The sequence below is a fragment of the Streptomyces sp. NPDC005017 genome, assembly GCF_042873115.1.
Lineage (GTDB): Bacteria > Actinomycetota > Actinomycetes > Streptomycetales > Streptomycetaceae > Streptomyces.
This window is the reverse complement of the sequence record NZ_JBIALD010000014.1, coordinates 31,758-51,425: the sequence shown is the minus strand read 5'-3', so window position 1 is coordinate 51,425 and position 19,668 is coordinate 31,758. Positions and strand designations below refer to the sequence as shown.

Here is a 19,668-nt window from a genome sequence, read left to right as displayed (position 1 = left end):
CCACCGAACGTCACCCTCGATCACGTTCCGCGCCCACTGTGCGATCCACTCATGTGGGCGAAGCCGCCCGGGGTGAGTTTGAATGAGGTGTGCGATCAGGATTCTCGGGACCCTGCCGCCCGGGTTCTGGCAGGGCTCCGGCGCTGTGCCGGGGTCGGCGAGCGGGCTGAGAGATCCGTATGGACTCCACCCCCTCCCCGTCCCCCGCGTCGCCGTTCGACATGGTCAGCCGCGCTCTGGGGCGGTACATCCCGCGCCGCGAAGCGGCAGCGGCCGCCAGGCCTGCCGACCCGCGGGGCGAGCGCGCCGTGCGCCGAAGCGTGGAGTCCGACCCGACACCCGCTCGTCACGAGCAGATCCTCGGCGCGGTCAACCTGGACCGGGAGCTGCGCGTCACGCGCTGCAATCTGGACGCCCCCGTCTTCGCGGGAGTGGAGGCCCCGATCGGCAGCCCTCTCGTCGACCTCCTGCCTCCCTGGGACGTACCGACGGTCGTCCGGCGGCTGCGGCAGGTCCTGGAGACCGGTGAGCCGCACGTCGCCCGGGTGCAGCGCCTGAGGCGCGCCGACGGCTCGGAACTGGTGGTCTCGATGAGCATCCTGGCCGCCGCGGCGCCCCAGGAGGGCCTGACCGTCACTCTGATCGCCATGGCCAGGAGGCTGCACCTGTACGCCGCCGAGACCGCGATCGGCACCTCGCTGGACATCGGCGAGACCGCGCAGTCGCTGGCGGAGTCCCTGCTGGCCTGGGGAGACGTGGCCGCCATCGACCTGGACTTCGCCGTGTGGACCGGTGAGGTGGTCACCGGGCAGCCGCAGGGCCGCATCCGTCTGCGGCGGGCTGCCCTGGTGCCGGAGCGGGCGTGGCCCGACGGCTACGTGACTCCGGGCGACGACCTTCCCGGCGACGCGAGCCGCCTGCTGGCGCACGCGATCCAGCGCGACGACGCCGCGCAGGCCATCGTCATACCCGACCGCGAGGCGATCCTGCGGGTACTGGGCAGCGCGCGGCTGGTACGCGCCCTGGTCCCCGGCGACCGGGCGGCGGGCGTGGCGTGCATACCGCTGGTCCTGGACGGCACACCGCCCGTCGTGCTGGGTGTGGCGGAGGTCTGGCGGCGGACGGAGCGCCCCTTCCACGACAGCGAGCTGCTCGACCTCCAGGAGCTGGTGGCGAGGACCTCCCACCACGTGGACCTCGCCCGCCAGCACCAGCGCGAGCACACACAGGTGCTGGCGTTGCAGCGCAGGCTGCTGCCACGGTCCAGCGGCGACACCATCGAGACGGCCAGCGTCTACCAGCCCGCCACCCCCGACAGCGCGGGCGTCGGCGGCGACTGGGTGAACAGCTTTCCGCTGCCGGACGGCCGTACCGCGCTGGTGGTCGGAGACGTCGTCGGACACGGCCTGGGGGCCGCGGCGACCATGGGACAGCTGAGCATGGAGGCCCGCGCGCTGCTGTCCGCCGGGCTGGCGCCCGACGAGGTGCTGGAGCATCTGGACGAGACCGTGTCGCTGCTGGACGACGCGGAGTCAGGGCTGGCGGCCGGTTACAGCGCCCTCGGATCGACCTGCTGCATCGCCGTCTACGATCCGGTGAGCCATCAGGTGGCCCTGTCCAGCGCGGGCCATCTCCCTCCGGTCCTGGTGACGCCGGAGGGGTCGGCGGAGCCCGTCGCCGTGAGCCCCCACCCGGGACTCGGTGCCGAGTTCGCGCTGCGGGAGCCGTTCGACGTGCACACCTTCGCCGCGCCCCCGGGCTCGATGCTCGCCCTGTACACCGACGGTCTGGTGGAGGACCCCACCCTGTCGATCGACGACGGCATCCGCAGGCTGGCGGACGCCGCGGCCACGGTGCACCCCTGGGACGATCTGCCGCAGGCGGCGCGCCACCTGGTCTCCGTGCTGGCTCCGGTGCGCCAGCGCGACGACGTGACCCTGCTGCTCGCGCGCATGATCGGCTATCGCAAGGGGGACACCGCGACCTGGCGTCTGCCCGCCCGCGGCGACGCGGCCACCCGGGCCCGCACCCTGGTCTCCGCGCGGCTGAAGCAGTGGCGCACCAGGGCCGACACCCGGGACCACGTGCTGCTGGTGGTCAGCGAACTGGTCGCCAACGCGGTCCGCTTCGCCGACGGACCCGTCACGGTACGGCTGATCAGGGCCGGTCACGAACTGCTGTGCGAGGTGGGCGACACCGGCAACGGCAGGCCGCGGCTGGGCCGCAAGGGGCTCCTCGACGACGGCGGCCGTGGCCTGCACGTCGTCCACCGCCTCACCACGCGGTGGGGAGTGCGGTGGACGGACACCGGCAAGGTGGTCTGGGCGTCGGTCGCGAGGTGACGCGACCGCGGGCGAGCCGGGCGGCGGACGCTCGCCCGGCAGCGCCACCGTCGGCACGGGCCGCGCGGACTCGCGCTAGAGCCACTCCCCTTCCAGTGCGGTGGCCGTCAGGCCCGGCGCCGCCGCGAACAGGACGGCACGGCTGCCCGCCTCCTGACCGGCGTCGTGCGCCCTGCGCAGGATGTCGAACACGGCGGCGCCTCCGCGGTTGCCGCTGGTGTAGCTGTCCCTGCTGTAGTCCAGCAGCCCCGACGGCCACCCGGCGGGCATCGTCTGCTCCATGTACTCCAGCACGCGCGTCCCGCCGGGGTGCGCGAGCAGAACGTCGGGGTGCCAGGCGTCGGGGTCGTCCTGGTAACGGGCGCGCAGCCACTCCCACATCGCGGTGACCGTCTCCTGCACGGCGCGCGGCCCGCGCCGGTCCATCACGAAGTGGGTGCCGTCGTCCCGCGTCTCCAGGCGGTGCAGATCCTGGGTGTCGGGCACGGTGTGGTGCCAGGCGGCGTCCAGCCGCACCACCGACTCGGCCCTCGGGCGGCCCGTCACCACGGCGGCGACCGCGGTGTCCGCGAACAGCAGCCGCACGATCAAGGACTCGAGCGTGTCGTCGGCGGGCTGGTACGTCGTGCTCAGCGCCTCCGCGATCACGACCAGCACCACCCGGTCCGGGTCCGCGGCCACGAGATCCGCCGCCAGTGCCAGGGAACGGGTCCCGGCGATGCAGGCCCACTGCGTCGCCGGCAGCATCATCACGTCGCCGCGCAGCGGGAGCTTGTTGGCCAGAGCCACGTCAAGGCCCGGCAGTGCCGGGGTGGTGGAGTGGCTGGTGATCAGGCAGTCGACGTCCGCGGCGTCCAGTCCGGCGATCTGAAGGGCCCCGCGCGCCGCGCGTTCCCCGCCGGCCTGTACGGCCGCCCAGGCCGGTGCGGTGCGTTCCTGGACGGTCTGCGGCGCGGGTATCGCCTCCAGGGCGGCTATCACACGGTCCACGTCCCCTTCGCCGAACCCGTCGCCGACCAGCGCCTCTCGGGCAGGACCGACACCGGCGGCCGGCAGGACGCTCCCGTTTCCGGGCGCGACGGCGGCCTCCAGCGGCAGCATCCATCCGCGCGACTCGATGCCCGTGCTGGCCGCGATGCCGTCGATCCGTGGCGCCCACGCCGCATGGGGGTGCCGGCCGCGCACCTCCTCCACGATCTGGCTGGTCTTCACGGTGTGTTCGCCGTGTATCACGGCAGGCGGGCACAGGTAAGCGGCCATGGGGCAGCACCTTTCTACGGGGAACCAGACGGGGGATCAGGGGCGCCTGTCACGGGTCACTTGGGCGTGGTGTGCCCAAGTGAGCGACGGCAGGCCCCACTTCGGGCTTCGATGTCCGTTTCGAGCATGGACGCTTAACGGACATTTGCGCTGTGATCTGGGCAACTCTGGCGGGTACTGAAATGCGTGACACGCGACACACGCGGCCGCGCGACGGGCCCGCCCCGGCGTGAACGAGGTGCGGGGAGATCCGCCCGCACACCGTTCCAGCAGACGCCCGAGACCCCTTCTCCGAACTACGGCCTCGGCCTGCCCGGTTCGCTCAAGGCCGCCTTCCGCGTCGGGCCATGGCCGTCCGGCAGTCCGTCACCCCTGACGCGATGCAGGGCCGAGCGGCCGCGACCATCACGTTCGTCGGTATGGGCATGACCCCGCTCGGCTCTCTGCTCGGCGGAATCCTCGCGGAGCGGCAAGGGCTGCGCGCCGCCCTGCTGATGACTGCCGCGGGCAGGACGCCGTCTTCGGCGGTGACGGCCTGCTCACCGCTCTCACGACTGGGACGGGAGTGTCGGCCGCCCACGGCACAACAGGCCGCCGACAGCTGCTCGTTCCGGCCGACGACGGTCCTGGTTGACGGACAAGGGGACAACACGGGAAGCCCGAGTCAGGGACGCTCCACGCGGAAGTCGCCGTTGGCCGGGTGGGGTTCCGCGAGGATGTCGCCCGAGGAGCCCAGCTTCGCCCTCAGACGAAGCGTCGCGCCGGGCTCCACGCCTTGGAGGAGCTCGCGCCGGATGCCCAGACTCAGCCCGGAGCCGGTCAGGTTGGGGGTGATCAGGTCGGCCGTGCCCGGTACGGGAAGGGACTCGAGCACCTCGCAGGTGGCGAGGTCCCAGTCGTCCAGCCGTGGGTGGACGGTGAGGCCGAGGAGCCGCAGGGTGAGTGCGGTGAGGTTCTCGATGGCCTGGACCATGTGTTCACGCCCCCACGGGTGCCGGGGACCGGCGGCCGTCGAGGTACGCGACGAGCGCCGAGGCGATGGGCAGCCCGGTGTGCGCCTCGTAATAGCTGTACGCAGGCATGGGGTTGACCTCGAAGCACACCCACGCGCCGTCGGGTGTGCGGCGCAGGTCGATGCCCGCGAGCGGCAGTCCGAGCGAGGCGGCGAGGTCCACGCAGCGCCGGGCCGTGTCCGGGGGCAGGTCGTGCGGGGCGAGCCGGGCGGACTCCCCGCCCTGCCCGGCGTAGCGGTAGTCGATCGCGTCGCTGTCGACGGCCGCGGCGTAGGTGTCCTCTCCGACGACGTGGACGCGTACGTCCTGGCCCGGCACATAGGCCTGGAACTGGGTCGGGAGCCCGCGGACGAGGACGAGACGGCTCTCGTCGGCGTCGGTGAACTCCCTGACGATGGAACGGATGCCGCTGACCGACTTGTAGACGATCCGGCCGTGCCGGGCGCGGAACTCGAGGATCTCCTCGGGGTCGTCGCTGATCAGCGTCTGCGGTACGGCGAAGCCGGAGCGTCCGATGAGCTGGGCCTGGTACGGCTTGGAGGAGTTGGACTCCATGGCGCGGGGCCGGCTGACCACGACGGCCGGGGCCGTGTCGAGCCAGCCGACGAACCATTCCTGGAACGCCGCCGCCCGGGCCCGGGCCGCCGGGTTCCCGTGGGCCGGCGGCTCGAGCGGGCGGGCGTACACGGCCGACACGTCGGCGAGCGGAACCCGCATCCCCTCGACGGTCAGCCGGGCGTCCAGCGCGTCCGTTCCGACGACGAGGTCGTACCCGGCGGTGCGAGCCTGGTCGATCACCAGGTGCCGCAGACAGGCGTCGCGTGCGGCACCGATCGCGCGGGTGAGGGGGGGATCGTCGGTACGGCCGAAGAAAAGGATCACTCGGGCCTCCTCGTGGGTTGTCCGGCGACCGCCACCATGAAGGAGGCTGTGGCCTCGACGTGCGGCGGGTCGTCCAGGCGCGGGCACAGGTCCACGTCCGTCACGACGGCCCCGGTCGCGCGGGGCGCGAACCGCAGCTCGAAGTGCCGTGTGCCGAGCACTTCGGCGAGGCGTCGGCAACGTTCGCCGTGCTCGTCGGCCCGGGGTCCGATCACTCGGTCCCCGGCGACGAGCAGACTGTCGCGGTACCCCGGCGGCGCCTGCGGCAGTACGTCGACCGGTACCGGAGATCCGGCGCCGCCCGGCCACGCCAGGCGCGGCACGTGCCGCTCCCCGGGGTCGGGCCGGCCCACCAGCCCGCCGCGCGTCGCCCCGCCCCGCCGGCCCACCGGCAGTCCGCACTGTTCGGCGTGGACGAGGGCCGTCGTCCGGGAGACCGTGCCGTGGGCGGTTCCGAACGCGCTGATCAGGCCGATGACCCGGGGCGCCAGGGAGAGCAGCCAACTGGCGACCAGGGCCTGCCGCTCGCTGTGCGTGTACAGGGCGTCCTTGGCGCGGGGCCCGCGTTCGGCGCCCGCGGCGAGCGGCAGGCCCGGCAGGCGGTGGAGGACCGCGCCGATGTTCCCGTCGTCGAGCACCTGACCGGTGGGCAGGGTGATCCGGGTGGACGCCGCTCCCCCGCCGCTCACCCGGTGGCTCCACCGGGCACGGGCGAGGTCGGCGGGCGTGAGGGTGAGGACGCCCCCGTGGCCGCCCCGGGCCGACAGCGCGCGGGCGACCGCCGCCGCGCCGCCGTCGCCGGGTGCGGCCAGGACCAGGAGGGTTCCGCTCACTGCTGGGGGAGGCTGTCGTACGACCGTTTGGCCTGCGCGTCGCCGGCCTCGACCGCTTCGCGCAGTTCGTCGCCGCCCGTGCCGTACTGGGGTCCGCCGATCAGGTCGGGCCGCAGGTCGGTGCCGATGAACGGCTCGGCGGCCTCGCCCGCGCCACCGGCCCCGCCCGGGGCCTCCTCCAGCGCGGCGAGCCGAGTTTGAAGGTCCACGATGGCGGCGGCGGTGGAGTCGCCCTCGCCAGCCGTCGCTCCCGGCCTCACGGGCGGCGGAGGATTGTCGAAGTCGTCCTTGATCTCCTTGAACGGCGGCTTGTGGTCGGCCCGGTCCTTGCGCTCCTTGAAGGGCTCCTTGGACTTCACCTCCCCTTCCTTGACGTCCTTGAGGTCCTTCAGCTCCTTGGGCCGCTCCTTCGCCTCCTTGAGGGGTTCCTTGATCTCCTTGTGCTCCTTGATCTCCTTGATCGGGGGCTTTCCGCAGGAGACCGCCACGGAGGCCGTCATGGTCGCCGCCGACGGCGAGATCCGGGTGACGGAGACACAGGAACCCGCACCCGCGTGGGTATTCGAGTCGGGTGCGCTGGAGGAGGTGAACGTGGTGTTGCCGCTGCTTCCGGGGTAGGGATCGCCGTCGTCGCCGCGGTTCTGGTTCAGTTCGAGGTTGCGTCGGTTGTCGGCCTGGACCAGGCCGACCTTGTAGTGGTTCTCGTCCCGGTTGTTCGGCTGGTTCTCGTCGATGTGCCAGATCAGCAGTCCGTCCCCCGGCAGCGAGGCGTCGTACCCGGTCCGCTGACGGTTCTCCAGGAGGAAGTACTCGCTGCCGCCCGCGCCGTTCTTCCAGAGCCGGTGGACGGTGTGGCTGGACTTGACGTCCGGGAACGACTCGGTGCCGCCGGTGGTGACGACCTTGGTCGTGGCCCAGCCCTGGTTGACCTTGCACCAGGCGGACGGGTGCGTGGGGATGTCTCCGCCTCCGCCCCAGGAGCCGGCTCCCATCAGGCACCACGAGCCGACGCCCTCGGAGCTGTCGTCGGTGTCGTAGAGGTCGGGGAAGCCGAAGAGCAGATGCCCGAGTTCGTGCGCGCAGACGCCGATCTTCGCGTCCTCGGAGATGGTCAGATAGCCGAAGACCCTGGTGCCGTCGGTCTGGTGCACGGCGGGCAGGGTCGCCTTGTGCGACCAGATGTGGAACGGCTTGCCGGTCTCGTCGGCGGCGGGCCCGGCGTGCACCACGATGAAGGCGTCGACAAAGCCGTTCCCGTCGTTGTCGAACGGCGCGAAGTTCACGTTCGGATCCGCGGCCTGCACGGCGGACCTCGCCATCTGCGGTGACCGGAACGGCCCGCTGGGCCTGCCGATGCCGAAGTTGCCCGCCGCGTAGAAGTCCATGGTCTCGGGCATGCGGAACGGGCCGTGCACCTCGCCGACGAGGTCCACCATGCCGTTCGTGACCTCGCGGTAGTACTCGCGCACACTGCCGTGCGGCATGGCGCCGAGCGAGAAGAACAGCTTGTCGAGGTCCGCGGCCGCCTTCGTCATCGGCTTGTCCGAGAAGTCGACGAGGACGACGACGGCTCTGATGGTGCCGCGCAGCGGGGCCCTTTCGGCCGCCGCCGCGCTGATGGTGGCGCCGGGGGTTCCTGGCGGAAACTCCTCCGGCGGGAAGATCGTTCCATCGTCGAAGCCCAGCGGCGTGGGGGTGCTCGTGAACCCGAGCAGATTCGTGAGTTCGCCCGGACCACCGCGTACCTGGTCGAGTTCGTCCAGCATCCGCTGGCGCAGTTCCGGACTGGGGGCGACGGCGCAGAACGAGGAAGGGACGGCGACACGGTCAGCCATGGTCGACTCCAGAGAGTGATGGAATGTCACCTACCGTGTTCAAGGTAGCCGTCGCCGGCTGCGGGGCCACGCTCGGCGAACGGGCCCTCGGCACATGCACTCGCCTGGTCGGCGCACGGGCGCACCGCCCCGTACACCCTCACGCCCCCGCACGCCCACGACACCCCCAGCCCCCTTCCGGTTTGCCGTCCTCGACCTTGAACACGGACACGACAGGGGCACGCCGGTCGCCGTGACAGGGAGGGAACCCTTCAGGTCAGACGCGCAGCCCGAGCGTACGGACGTCACGGGCCGCAGAAGCCGTCGCATTTTCCGGCGTCTTCCGAAGCTGCCCGAAGTCCGTCGGGCGCCATACCGGGTCGCCGTATAGAAGCGACGCCTCGCGACCGATTACTTGCATATATGCAAAGCGGCCGAGTAAGGACGGTTCGGCGTCGCGTACCGAGCTGCGCTTCGAATAGGGCTCAGGTAAGCGATTTCCCGGTCACGCGCCTGCACCTACGGGTCGGGGTCCGGGAGAAGCGGCCCCGACGACCGCCCCCAGGGCCCGGGTGCGGGCCCGCGACTCAGCCGCAATGTCGACATGACCTGGTCAAAGAAGGTGTCGCTGTCGCCCGCTCGCATCCCCCGTCCGGCAGGTGCCCGCCGGTCACGTCCACCTCACCCGCATCCCTGCTCGATCAGATTCGACCTTCTTCGGTCACATCAAGTCCCCTCATGGCCTCGAAAAAATCGACTTCGACTCCACATCGATACGATCAGCGTCTCTTTCTTTCATCGCGGGATACGTACGCCAGATGCGGCAATAAAAGTCCACGAGGATAGGTCGCATACGCCCGACTGGCGATAATGTGAAACCTCAACCGGATAGGGGATTCCGGGTTCTGCTCTCAGTCATGGCCGCCTTCTCGACAGGGCTCGCCCATGCCTGATGTAGGTGCAACAGCGGTCGCAGCCGTCTGCCTCGACGGGGCGGCCGTATCGGGGGGTGCGAACAGTGCAGTCGAACCACGGGGCGAACTTTCTCGCGGCCGATCTCAGGGCCGCGTTGCGCGTCGCCGACCATCTGGCCGCGGGGCCGGGCGGCGAGGACGGGGGCGGGGACTCCCCCAAGGCGATACCGCCCCTCGGACAGCAGGTGGTCGCGCTGGTGGCCGGGTCGGGCCCCCAGCCCACCCGCTACGACTGGCGATCGGCCTGGCAGGGCGTGCGCGCCGAGGAGTACTCCCGGCTGACCCGGGCGGGTCTCGGATGGGCGCTCACCCGCTTCGCGTCCGGCCTGTTCCCGGCGCTGGACATCCTGGAGGTCGGTTGCGAGCGCCTGCGGCTGAGCCGGCTCGCCCACGCGCCGTCCGCCGCCGTGCCGGAGCTGATACGGCTCGCCGAGTCGTCATGGACGGCGGTGGCGCCCGCCGCAGGGGTACTCCCACCGGAGCGAACCGTGCGCCTGTTCACCCTCGCGGGCGGCGCACAGCACGCACCGGCGGGCGTGGACAAGGCACTGCGCGAGGCCCTGGCCGCCTTCGTGCGGGCCAACCGCCGCGACACGAAGGACCCGTTGCTGCTCGCCGTCCGCGCCACCGGCTGGGAGCCCGTCGAGCGGGCCGCCGAGGCGGTCCGGACGGAGGCGGGGGCCCTGCTGTCCCTGCGGCTGCCCGAGGGCTGGCCCATGGCACCCGAGGACCTGGTGGCCGAGCTTCCGCTGCGCGCCACGGTCTGGCTGGCGGCCGCCCGGGTCGACGGAGGCTCGGGGGCGGTCGGCCTGGTACGCCGACCACTGTTCCCGGCGGGCAGCCGCGCTGACGGCCGTACCGCCGGTCCCGTGGTGCACGTCCCGGTCACCGCCGCGCCGTACGACGTGACCGGCGGCGAGAGCGTCGCCGCCGTCGTCACGGCCGGCCACGACGAGCCGCCCTCCCAGTGGCAGGCCCTGCGGGTCGACCGGCTCCAACTCCCGCCCGGCTCCCGCGCCACACTGTCCTACGCGCTGCACGGACACCAGCACGTGGAACTGCGGCACGCCGGACACCACAGCCCCGAGCCCACCCCTTGGGCCCACCTGGCCGCCGCCACCCCGCGGCAGCTCCCCCGGCCCCGTCCCCTCGACCTCATGGTCGCCGTGGAGATCGCCGGCCCCCAGGGCGACGGGGGCACCGCCGTCGGGGAGCGGCTCCAGGAAGCGGCGGCCGTCGTCACCGCCGTACAGGACGCGGTCGGCACCGAGGACACCCTGCGGGTGGGCCTGATCGGCTACCGCGACCACGACCCGCTGCACCGGGCCGGCGAGAACGACCCCGTCGTACACCGCCTGGGCATGTCGGCCGCGCCGGACGCGGTGCACGTCCTGACGTCCTGGCGCCCCAGTCCGCTGCGGCACGACTTCGCCACGGGGCTGGAACACATACCCCGCGAGCTCTCCGGCTGGCGCCACCTGTGGCGGCCCGGCAGCCAGCGGGTGCTGCTGGTCGTCGGCTCCCGCCCGCCGCATCCGCCGGTCCGGCCGCCCCAGGTGCTGCGGCGCGGCGCCGCGGTGCGGATCTGCCCCGACCGGCTGGACTGGCGGACGGAGCTGGAGGAGGCGCGCCACTACGACGGCCTGGCCTGTGTGGCGGTCGTCGACGAGCCGTTCTGGATGGACCACCTGGCGGGCGAACCCCACCTGGCGCACTGGGCGAACCACGCCTGGGGCGAGTTCGGCACGGAGGGGCGGTTCGGCGCGGGGCACGATCCGCGGGTGATCGCCGCCGCCGTCGCGGCACCGGCCCTGAGCCTGCCTCAGGACGGCCCACCGATCCGCCTGGTCGTCGCCGACGGCGCGGCCGGTGACTGGGAACAGGCCGCGGCCGGCTGACCAAGACAACGCCCATCCCTCCGGTGCGCGCGGGCTCGCGGACCGGACCACCACCGCAGGCGGACGCGTTCCGCCGACCGTCAGGCAGGAGCACATCCATGGTCGACGACGACACACCGCCCGAGCGGGCCAGGAACGGCGAACCCGACCGCGGGCGGGACCGGGAGCAGTCACCGCTCGACATCCTGGGCCGGTCCACCCTCGTGGGACGCAACGCCCTACCGCCGGCACCGGCGGCACCAGCGGCACAGGCGGCGCCGGCGATGCCCTCCACCGCACCCGGGCCCGTGCCGCCCGGCCCGCGCCAGGAACCGCAGAGCGCGCCGAAGGACAAGGCGCGCGCCTCCGCCGCGCCCCGTGTCGCCCCCCGGGCGCTGCCCAGCGTCTTCCTGGAGAAGGCCGACGACCAGGACCCGTCGGACCCCGCCGACAAACGGGGGAAGAAGAACGGCAAGAAGTCGCCGACCCCGCCTGCGGACAGCCCGCCGGACCCCCGTCAGCCCTCGGGCGGCCGGGCCGTCGCACCCGCGTCCGCGATCACACTCTGGGGTGGCAACAGCAGCGGGAAGTCCACCCTGCTCGCCGCCCTGTCCCAGGCCGTACAGGACCCGCTGTACGGCAAGTGGGCCCTGTACCCCGAGGACCACGCCTCCCAGGCGGTGCTCGACAGGCTGGAGAGCAGCCTCTACCGCAACCGCACGTTCCCCAGCGCCACCATCAGGCCGGAGGGTCTGATCCGCTTCACGCTGGCCGGGGACCTCGGCGGCACCCGGTTCTCGCAGTCGAAGCGCAAGTTCCTCCGGCGGGGCGCCGACCGCGCCAGGGACCAGACCGAGTTCCAGGTCAGCGTCCGCGACATGCCCGGCGAGGCGTTCGACCTGCACTCGGACACGGGGAAGAAGTACGGGGACGAGCTGATCAGGGATCTCAGTGACTCCCGTGCCATGGTCTACGTCGTCGACCCGGTCCGCGAGTGGCTGGTCAACGGCGAGGACGGACCTCTCACCCACGACACCCGGCAGAGCGCCGACTTCTTCAGCGGGGTCCTGCGCCGGGTGGCCACCGAGATCCACATGCGCGGGGAGCGCCAGGGCAACCATCTGCCGCACAGCATCGCCGTGTGCATCGCCAAGTTCGACGACGACCGCATCTTCCGCCTGGCCTGCGACCAGGGCAACATCCGGATCAACCCGCGGACCGGGCAGCCCCAGGTCGTGGACGCCAAACGGCTCTACGACGGGCTCTGCCACGCCATCCCGCAGAGCAGCCTGCCGGAGATCCAGAAGCTCATCGGCCAGTACTTCGCGCCGGAGCGTGTCGGCTACTTCGCCTGCTCCGCCGTCGGCTTCTGGGTGGACCCCGACCGGGGGTTCGACATCGAGAACCCGTCCCTGATCAACCACGCCGAGGACACCGTCCGCTTCCTGGCGACACCCCGGCCTGTGAACGTCCTGGAGCCGTACCTCTTCCTTCGGGGATTCGGCCCCGTGAATCCCTGATCAGGCAACCGACAGCGTACGAGGAGGAGCACACCATGGCATCGGGGCTGATCGCCGACTGGGCGCTGTGGGGCAAGGTGCCCCGCACGACCCGCGGTTACGAGGTTCTCGCCGCCCATCCGTCGGACCGCAGCGGCGAGTTCAACGACGCCATCCAGCACTGGACGCCCGGCACACCGTCAGCGGGCGACCGGCTGCCCTGGATCACCATCGGCTGTGCCCCGCAGGGTGCGGGCACAGGCACGGTCGGCGTCTTCCTGCTGGACGAATCGGCCGACTTCGACATCTCGAACCGCGTCATCCACCGGATCAGCCACTTCGCCGTGCCCTACCCGCAGGTGCGGGACGCGGGGGTCGGCTGGTGCGCCCTGGCGCGGGCGACCAGCACCGCCGCCGAGGGCCTGAGCAGGCGCACAGGCCCGGTCGAGCTGGCCTACGGCGAGGAGGACCTGCTAGTCAACGACATCGCCGCGAACATCACCACGAGCGTCTCGGCAACCACCAGGTGGCTGGCGGCCGCCGCGGCGTATCTGCTGGACGGCCCGGTGGCGGTGACCGGCAACAGCGGCTCCGGACCGTTCGGCGTGCTGCGCATGCTGGACACCGTGGCCGCCCTCCTGCCCTTCGGGGTGCGCAGCACGCTGTCCGCGGCAACCTCGATCTCCCCCGGCGCCCAGGTGCCGATGCGCCTGTTCTGGGGGGATCCGCTCGACACGCCCGGGGTGACCAGCCTGCCCCTGAGCGGTGAACTGCCGGACCTCGGCGGACTGTCCCAGCAGGCGCGTACGTATCACGACCTGCTCCTCGAGAACTGGACCGAGCACGGCGGCGACGCGGTCGTCCGCCATCTGGCCGACGTGGGCGAACCGCTGGACATCGCCGACGAACGCACACCCGAATACGCCTTGGAGGTACTGACGGATCTCAACCCGGCGCTGGCCGCCGCCCAGGAGATCAGCGAAGGACGACCGGTGACCCGCGAGCGGATGCGTCACGTCCTGCTCAACAGCCCTCAGATCAGCACCGGGCCCCTCACCGTCCTGATGGGCCAGGTGATGGCGGACCCGAACCCCGACCTGGAGGCGGTGGCGCCGCGTCTGGCCGAGAAGGTCGTCTCCCAGGCCTTCCGGGACCAGCTCCGCAGGGACCTGCTCGACGGTCAGACGCGGGCGGCCCTGGCCTCCTTCGAGAACATGCGCGCCGCCCGCACCGCGGCAGGACTCGACCTGGACCCCCTGGACGAGATCCTGGCCGGTGTCATGGACGAGTCCCTGGACGTGTGCGGACCGGGCGAGCCCGACCCGGTGACCGAGTGGCTGCTGCCCGGCGTCGCCCCGTTCGCCGAGGGCACCATGGACCTGACGCAGTCGATGCTGCGCCAGAGGCCCGGCCTGGCGAGCCGACTGGTCCGCGCCCTGTACGACCAGCCCGAACCGGGCCCGCTGGTACGGTCCTGGCTGGACTGGCTGTGCGGCGAACGAGATCCCCGCCGAAGCGTGGAGATCGCCGGCAGCGCCGAACTGCCGTTGCTGTACTCCGTGCTGAGCACCGGCGTCGGTCTGGCCGGGGCGAGCCGCAAGTGGGACGCTGGCCAACCCGGCGCGTCCGCACTGCTGCTGGAGGGCGCGGTCGTCTGCGGCCACGGGAACGAGGTGCTGCAACACCCCGGTTTCCTCGACACCCTGGTCGGCACCCTGCGCCCGGGCGCCGCGGGGCCGGACGGCACGGACCCCGGGGAACTGCTGACCCGTGCGCTCGCGCGGCGACCCGACGGGCTGCGGCCCGAGGCCGCAGCCCTCTGGGACGTCCTGTGCGCACTGAAGGGACTGCCTCCGTCCGGCTTCACCACCGTGATCGCCACGCCGCCCGGTACGAGCGGCCCCGAGACCCGGGTCGCCACATACGCCAGCGCGCTGAAGGCCGTACTCGAGGGCAAGCTGCTGCGCCGGTACGCGGCGGACATCGCCCGCAACCTGCTGGCCGGTGTCCTCGCCGTCGACCCGGACACAGGACAGGGCCCCGGCCCGGCCGGCCGCACCCTGACCCTGCACATCCTGGACTGGTCCGACTCGTATGCGCAGCCCGTTCTCGACTCGGTGCACGCGCTGGCCGCCGAGACACCGCACTGGGACGAGACCGACAAGGACGCGGAGTGGCTGGACAAGATCGCCCTCCGGCTGCCCCCGCTGAGATCCGTGCTGGTTCTTCGCGAAGTGCTGCGTCTCGCGCAGCAGGCCACGGACACGGCTGAGGACTGCGACGCCCTGGCCGCCCGGGCCGGCGCCGCCCGGCGTGCCGGGGCCGGCAGCGACCAGCTCTGCGCGGCCCTGATGTTCTGGGCCGTCCGAGGCGAGGGGCGGATCGGGGAACGGACGCTCGCCGTGTTCGACGCCTATCAGAAGGACCTGACCCGATTCGTCGGGGCGGGCCGCGCCTTCGAGGAACGGGCCGAACTGGAGAACGCCATCGCCGGTGTCCACTCGGAGCACCCGCTCCTCACGTACTACTGCGACCACGTGACCCGGCTGCTGACACGGCAGGACTCGGAAGCGGTCGGCGAGATCCGGAAGCTCGAGGACCAGCGGTTGCTGTTGAAAGGCGAGATGGAACGCCTGCGCAAGCTCAAGGCCTCCGGCCACACCCGTACCTGAACCACGTATGCCTCAGGGGGACTCACACCTCATGCTCACCATCCGGGCAACGGCCCGCCGCGCCGTGCTGCTCACCCTCACCGTCCTGATGGCCGTCCTCGGCCCGGTGCCCGCGCTGGCCGCGGACCCATCTGTCACCCCGGACGGCATATACGGCTCGCTCAAGGTCGACGACGTCCCGGCGGCCTACGTCGTCCTCGTCGACGCCTCCAGCTCCATGAAGGACAAGGGGCCCGACGGCGTACCGCTCTACACCACGGTCAAACGCCGGCTGGCCGACTTCCTCGGCTCGCTCAAGCCCGCCGACCAGGTGGCCGTCATCACCTTCGGCCGGGCCACCAGCGTCGTACACCCGCTGTCGCCCGCGAACCGTACGGGCGACGTCGTCGACAAGGAACTCCCGCGCTCCGCGGAGGAGTCGGCGAGCAATCACGGCGACGCGCTGAACGTCGCCGCCGAACAGCTGGAAGGCACCACCGCACCGGTGGCGGCGGTCCTGATGCTCACCGACGGTGCCCTCAAGGCCGAGGGCACCCCCTACGCCCGTCTGGGAAGCCCCGCCTGGAAGGATCTGAAGAAGCGCTACGCCGCGCTGAGCGCGGACCGGCAGATCATGGGCTACGGACTGCCGCTCGCCGAAGGCACCGGGCTCTCCGACATCCTCGGCAGCGCCTTCGCCTCACCGCGGATCCTGCCGGTCGACCCGACGGCCCTCGGCTCCCAGCTCAACGACGCCAAGAACCAGGTCCGCAAGCAGAAGGCGCTGAGCGTGCTGCGCCCCGACCGCGGCCGCGGCGTCGCCGTGTCGCTCGGCGGCGACGGGGTGCGCCCGGCCGGGAACGGGAAGGTCACGGTGGCGGCCGGGTCGGCCACGGGGTCCCACAGCCGCACCCTGGAGGTGACACTGAGGTCCAGGGCCCGGCACGTGCCGCTGACCGTCCGGCTCTCGGCCGACGCCGGCGCGGGGTCGGCGCGGGTGAGCGGGGCCGGTCCCGTCACCCTGCAGCCGGGCAGGAGCGAGACCGTGCGTGTGCAGCTGACCTGGCGTCAGGACTCGCAGTTCGGACTGTTCTCCGGGTCCAGCGACTTCCGGTCACAGGTGACCCTGCGCGCCGAAGTCTCCTCGGAGTGGACGAAGGTGGTCCAAGGCTCCCTCGGGGAGGCGAAGTTCTCCCCGGGCGAACCGGTCCTGACCGAGGTGGAGTTGCAGGGCACGGTGCCCGACCACACACCCGGCTGGCTCTACCCGCTGGTGCTGCTCGTGCTGCTGCTCGGCGCAGCGGCCGCCGTACAGGTCCGCAACCGGCGCAACCCGCAGCTGTCCGGAACGCTGATCGTCACGGACCTGCGGTCCGGCAGTCGCCAGCCGATCCCCCTGCACGGCCGCAAGGTCGTCCACGAGATGGATGCCGGGCAGGCGCGCGCCCAGGTCGTCGTGCGCGGCCGCCGGAACGCCGATCGCGTGGTGCTGTGGCTGCGCTGCGAGCGCGCGGCCGCGCAACAGGGCGGTGAACGGCTCGTCGACACCGGCATCTGCGAGCTCGGCAAGTCCACCGTGCTGTGCGGCATCGGCTTCTCGCACGAGACGGAGAGCGCGATGGCGGAGTCACGGTGAGGCGTCCGGGTCGGCCGCCCGAAGTCCGCCCAACGGCAGGGACGTGGGCCCGGCCGCCCGAAGTCCGCCCGGTGGCAGGGACACGGGCCCGGTGACACCACTCTGACGCGAGCGATGCCTCGACGGCCGCCAGGAGACGACACCTTGGCGGCCGTGAAGCCGCTCGCGCCCGAGTCGACCACCACGTCGAGCATGCCGTCGTTTCCTGGCGGCACCCCGGCCTGTCACGTCCTGGAGCCGTACCTCCGCCTCCGGGGACGGGGCCCCGCGAACCGCCGATGCGGCAACCGACACCGTACGAGGGGGAACACCATGGCAGCGGGGCTGACCGCCGACTGGGCGCTGTGGGGCAAGGTGCCCCACACCGCCCGCGGCTACGAGGTCGTCGCGGCCCATCCACCGGGCCGCAGCGGCGAGTTCAACGCCGCCATCCAGCACTGGTATCCGGGAACACCGTCCGCCGGTGACCGGCTGCCCTGGATCACCATCGGCTGCGACGCGGGGGGTGCGGGCGGCGGCACCGTCGGAGTCTTCCTGCTGGACCGTGCCCGGATCACCCACTTCGCCGTGCCCTACCAGCAGGTGCGGGAAGCGGGTATCGGGTGGTACGGCATGGCCCGGGCGGCCGGCGCCGCCGCCGAGCACCTCGACGAGACCCGTACCGGCCCTGCCGAACTGGCCTTCGGCGAGGACGACCTCCTGGTCGACGACGTCGCCGGTCACATCACCCCCGGTGTCTCGGAGACCACCCGGTGGCTGGCGGCCGCCGCGGCCTATCTGCTGGACGGCCCGGTGGCGGTGACCGGTGCCGACGGATACCAGCCGTTCGGCGTGCTGCGCATGCTGGACTCGGTGGCCGCGCTGCTGCCCTTCGGGGTGCGCAGCACGCTCTCCGCGGCCACCTCGACCTCCCCGGGCGCGAAGGTGCCGATGCGCCTTTTCTGGGGAGACCCGCGCGGCGCACCCGGCGTGACCAGCCTGCCCCTGAGCGGCGAACTGCCGGATCTCGGCGGGCTGTCGCCGCAGGCGCGCACGTACCACGACCTGCTCCTCCAGAACTGGACCCGAGACGGCGGCGAGGCGGTCGTCCACCATCTCGCCGAGGCGCGCGAACCGTTGGACATCATCGACCTGCGCACACCCGAGTACGTCCTGGACGTACTGGAATCCCGGAACCGTGAGCCGGCCGTGAGGCAGGCCCCCACGGACCTCGACCACGTCCTGAGCGCCACCCCTCGGACGGACGCCGAGAAGGTCTCCGCCGTCCTGGTGACCCGGGTCCTGCCGTACCCGGACGCCGACCTGGACGCGGTGGCCCCGCACCTGTCCGAGGACGTCGTCTCGCAGGTCTACAAGAGCCGACTCGTCAACGGCCTGCTCGACGGTCAGGTGGAGGCGGCCTCGGCCTCCTTCGAGCGGATGCGTGCCGCCCGCGCCGCGGCCGGGCTGGACCTGGGCCCGCTGGACCAGGTCCTGACCGGTGTCATGGACGAGGTGCTCGCCGTCGGCGGACCGGGCGAGCCCGACCCGGTGACCGAGGGACTGCTGCCCGGCATCGTCCCCTTCACCGAGGGCACCATGCCCCTGACGCAGTCGCTGTTGCGCCGGAGGCCCGGCCTGGCGAGCCGATTCATCCGAGCTCTCTACGACCGGCCCGAACCGGCCCCGCTGGTACGGGCCTGGCTGCTCTGGCTGTTCGGCGGACCGAACCCCCGCAGACGAGTGGACTTGGCCGACAGCGCCGAACTGCCGGTGCTCCACGCCATCCTGAACACCGGCACAGGCCTGGCGGAAGCCGGCCGCAAGTGGGCGGCCGGCCAGCCCGACGCGCCGACCCTGCTGCTGGAAGGCGCGGTCGTCTGCGGCCACGGTGACGAGGTGCTGCAACACCCCGGCTTCTTCGAGGCGCTGGCCCACTCCGTGCGCGGCACGTCATCCGCGCACGGCACAGAACCCGGGAAACCGCTGGGACGCACCCTCGCGCGGCGGCCGAACGGGCTGCGGCCGGAGTCCGCGGCCCGCTGGGACGTCCTGTGCGCACTCAAGGGGCTGCCTCCATCCGGCTTCACCGCCATGGCAGCGGCGCCGCCCGGTCGGAGCGGCCCGGAAAGCCGGGTCGCCGCCTACGCCGCCGCGTTCGACGCCGAACTCAGGACGAAGCTTCTACGGCGGCAGGCCGCGGTGATCGTCCGTGACCTGCTGGACGGCGTCCTGGCCGTCGACTCGAACACCGGCGAAGGACCCGGCCCGGCCGCCCACGCCCTGACCCTGCACATCCTGGACTGGTCGGATGCGTACACACAGCCCGTCCTCCACGCCGTACACCGGCTCGCCACCTCGAAACCCCACTGGGACGAGACCGACCAGGACAGGGAGTGGCTGAGGCGGATCTGCGACCGGCTGCCCGCACTGCGGTCCACGCTGGCCCTGCGCGAGCTGACCCGCTTCGCGGCGCAGGCCACGGACACGCCGGAGATCTGCGACGCGCTCGCCGCCCTCGCCCGCGCCGCCGCTCGCGCCGGGGCCGCCAAGGACGAGCTGTGCGCGGCGCTGATGTCCTGGGCCGTCCGCGACCGGGACCGGATCGGGGAACGGATCCTCGCCGTGTTCAACGCCTACCAGGCGGAGTGGGCCCGAGACGCCGGGACGGACCGCGCCGCGGAGGAGCGGGCCGCCCTGGAGACCACCCTCGCCCTGACCGAGACGGACCACCCGGTTCTGAAGTACTACTGCGACCACACCATCCGCCGGCTCACCCAGCAGGGTTCGGACATGGCCGACGAGATCCGGCACCTCCAGGCGCGGAAAACACTGCTCGATGAAGAGATCAACCGGTTGCACCGGCTCAGGGCCTCAGCCGCCCGAACCCGCACCTGAACGACGCACC

11 protein-coding genes and 1 pseudogene are annotated in these 19,668 nt (G+C 72.2%); 7 read left to right on the top strand and 5 right to left on the bottom strand.

Annotation, left to right across the window (positions count from 1 at the left end; translation table 11 throughout):
- Window positions 1-179 precede the first annotated feature (179 nt).
- On the top strand, window positions 180-2,342 hold the full coding sequence (locus ACFYR0_RS22020; protein ID WP_389330498.1) for a SpoIIE family protein phosphatase: 2,163 nt from the start codon (window positions 180-182) through the stop codon (window positions 2,340-2,342).
- Window positions 2,343-2,417: 75 nt separating this feature from the next.
- On the opposite strand, the gene ACFYR0_RS22015 is transcribed toward ACFYR0_RS22020, so the two are convergent.
- Window positions 2,418-3,602 carry a type III polyketide synthase gene (locus ACFYR0_RS22015; protein WP_389330495.1) on the bottom strand — a complete coding sequence of 395 codons (1,185 nt, stop codon included), beginning with the start codon at window positions 3,600-3,602 and terminating at the stop codon, window positions 2,418-2,420.
- Between the two features lie 347 nt (window positions 3,603-3,949).
- Between ACFYR0_RS22015 and ACFYR0_RS22010 the strand changes: the two are divergent.
- Window positions 3,950-4,180: pseudogene (locus ACFYR0_RS22010) on the top strand (MFS transporter); the annotation flags it as partial.
- A gap of 86 nt (window positions 4,181-4,266) precedes the next feature.
- Here ACFYR0_RS22010 and ACFYR0_RS22005 read toward each other — a convergent pair.
- Genes ACFYR0_RS22005 through ACFYR0_RS21990 form a run of 4 tightly spaced genes read right to left on the bottom strand, consistent with a single transcriptional unit; the run spans window position 4,267 to window position 8,165 of the window.
- Window positions 4,267-4,575, bottom strand: a complete 309-nt coding sequence (locus ACFYR0_RS22005) for a hypothetical protein (protein WP_389330492.1) — start codon at window positions 4,573-4,575, stop codon at window positions 4,267-4,269.
- A 4-nt stretch (window positions 4,576-4,579) separates the two neighbouring features.
- Entirely contained in the window at window positions 4,580-5,497 is a 918-nt protein-coding gene (locus tag ACFYR0_RS22000; protein ID WP_389330489.1) for a RimK family alpha-L-glutamate ligase, read from the bottom strand.
- Window positions 5,494-6,330 (bottom strand): hypothetical protein, encoded by an 837-nt coding sequence (locus ACFYR0_RS21995; RefSeq protein ID WP_389330486.1) that lies wholly within the window; start codon window positions 6,328-6,330, stop codon window positions 5,494-5,496. The genes ACFYR0_RS22000 and ACFYR0_RS21995 overlap by 4 nt, the downstream gene beginning before the upstream one ends.
- Window positions 6,327-8,165: a M6 family metalloprotease domain-containing protein gene (locus tag ACFYR0_RS21990; protein ID WP_389330483.1), complete on the bottom strand. Its 1,839-nt coding sequence runs from the start codon at window positions 8,163-8,165 to the stop codon at window positions 6,327-6,329. The genes ACFYR0_RS21995 and ACFYR0_RS21990 overlap by 4 nt, the downstream gene beginning before the upstream one ends.
- A gap of 997 nt (window positions 8,166-9,162) precedes the next feature.
- Here ACFYR0_RS21990 and ACFYR0_RS21985 point away from each other — a divergent pair.
- The 5 genes from ACFYR0_RS21985 to ACFYR0_RS21965 all read left to right on the top strand — a co-directional run bounded on the left by ACFYR0_RS21985 (window position 9,163) and on the right by ACFYR0_RS21965 (window position 19,658).
- Complete coding sequence (locus ACFYR0_RS21985) at window positions 9,163-11,016, top strand: hypothetical protein (RefSeq protein WP_389330480.1); 1,854 nt, start codon at window positions 9,163-9,165, stop codon at window positions 11,014-11,016.
- Window positions 11,017-11,114: 98 nt separating this feature from the next.
- Entirely contained in the window at window positions 11,115-12,515 is a 1,401-nt protein-coding gene (locus ACFYR0_RS21980) for a hypothetical protein (RefSeq protein ID WP_389330477.1), read from the top strand.
- 35 nt (window positions 12,516-12,550) lie between these two features.
- Complete coding sequence (locus ACFYR0_RS21975) at window positions 12,551-15,166, top strand: hypothetical protein (RefSeq protein WP_389330474.1); 2,616 nt, start codon at window positions 12,551-12,553, stop codon at window positions 15,164-15,166.
- Between the two features lie 31 nt (window positions 15,167-15,197).
- Entirely contained in the window at window positions 15,198-16,781 is a 1,584-nt protein-coding gene (locus ACFYR0_RS21970) for a VWA domain-containing protein (protein WP_389330471.1), read from the top strand.
- Window positions 16,782-17,093: 312 nt separating this feature from the next.
- The gene (locus tag ACFYR0_RS21965) at window positions 17,094-19,658 is read left to right on the top strand and encodes a hypothetical protein (RefSeq protein WP_389330468.1); all 2,565 of its coding nucleotides are present in this window, start codon (window positions 17,094-17,096) and stop codon (window positions 19,656-19,658) included.
- Window positions 19,659-19,668: the final 10 nt, after the last annotated feature.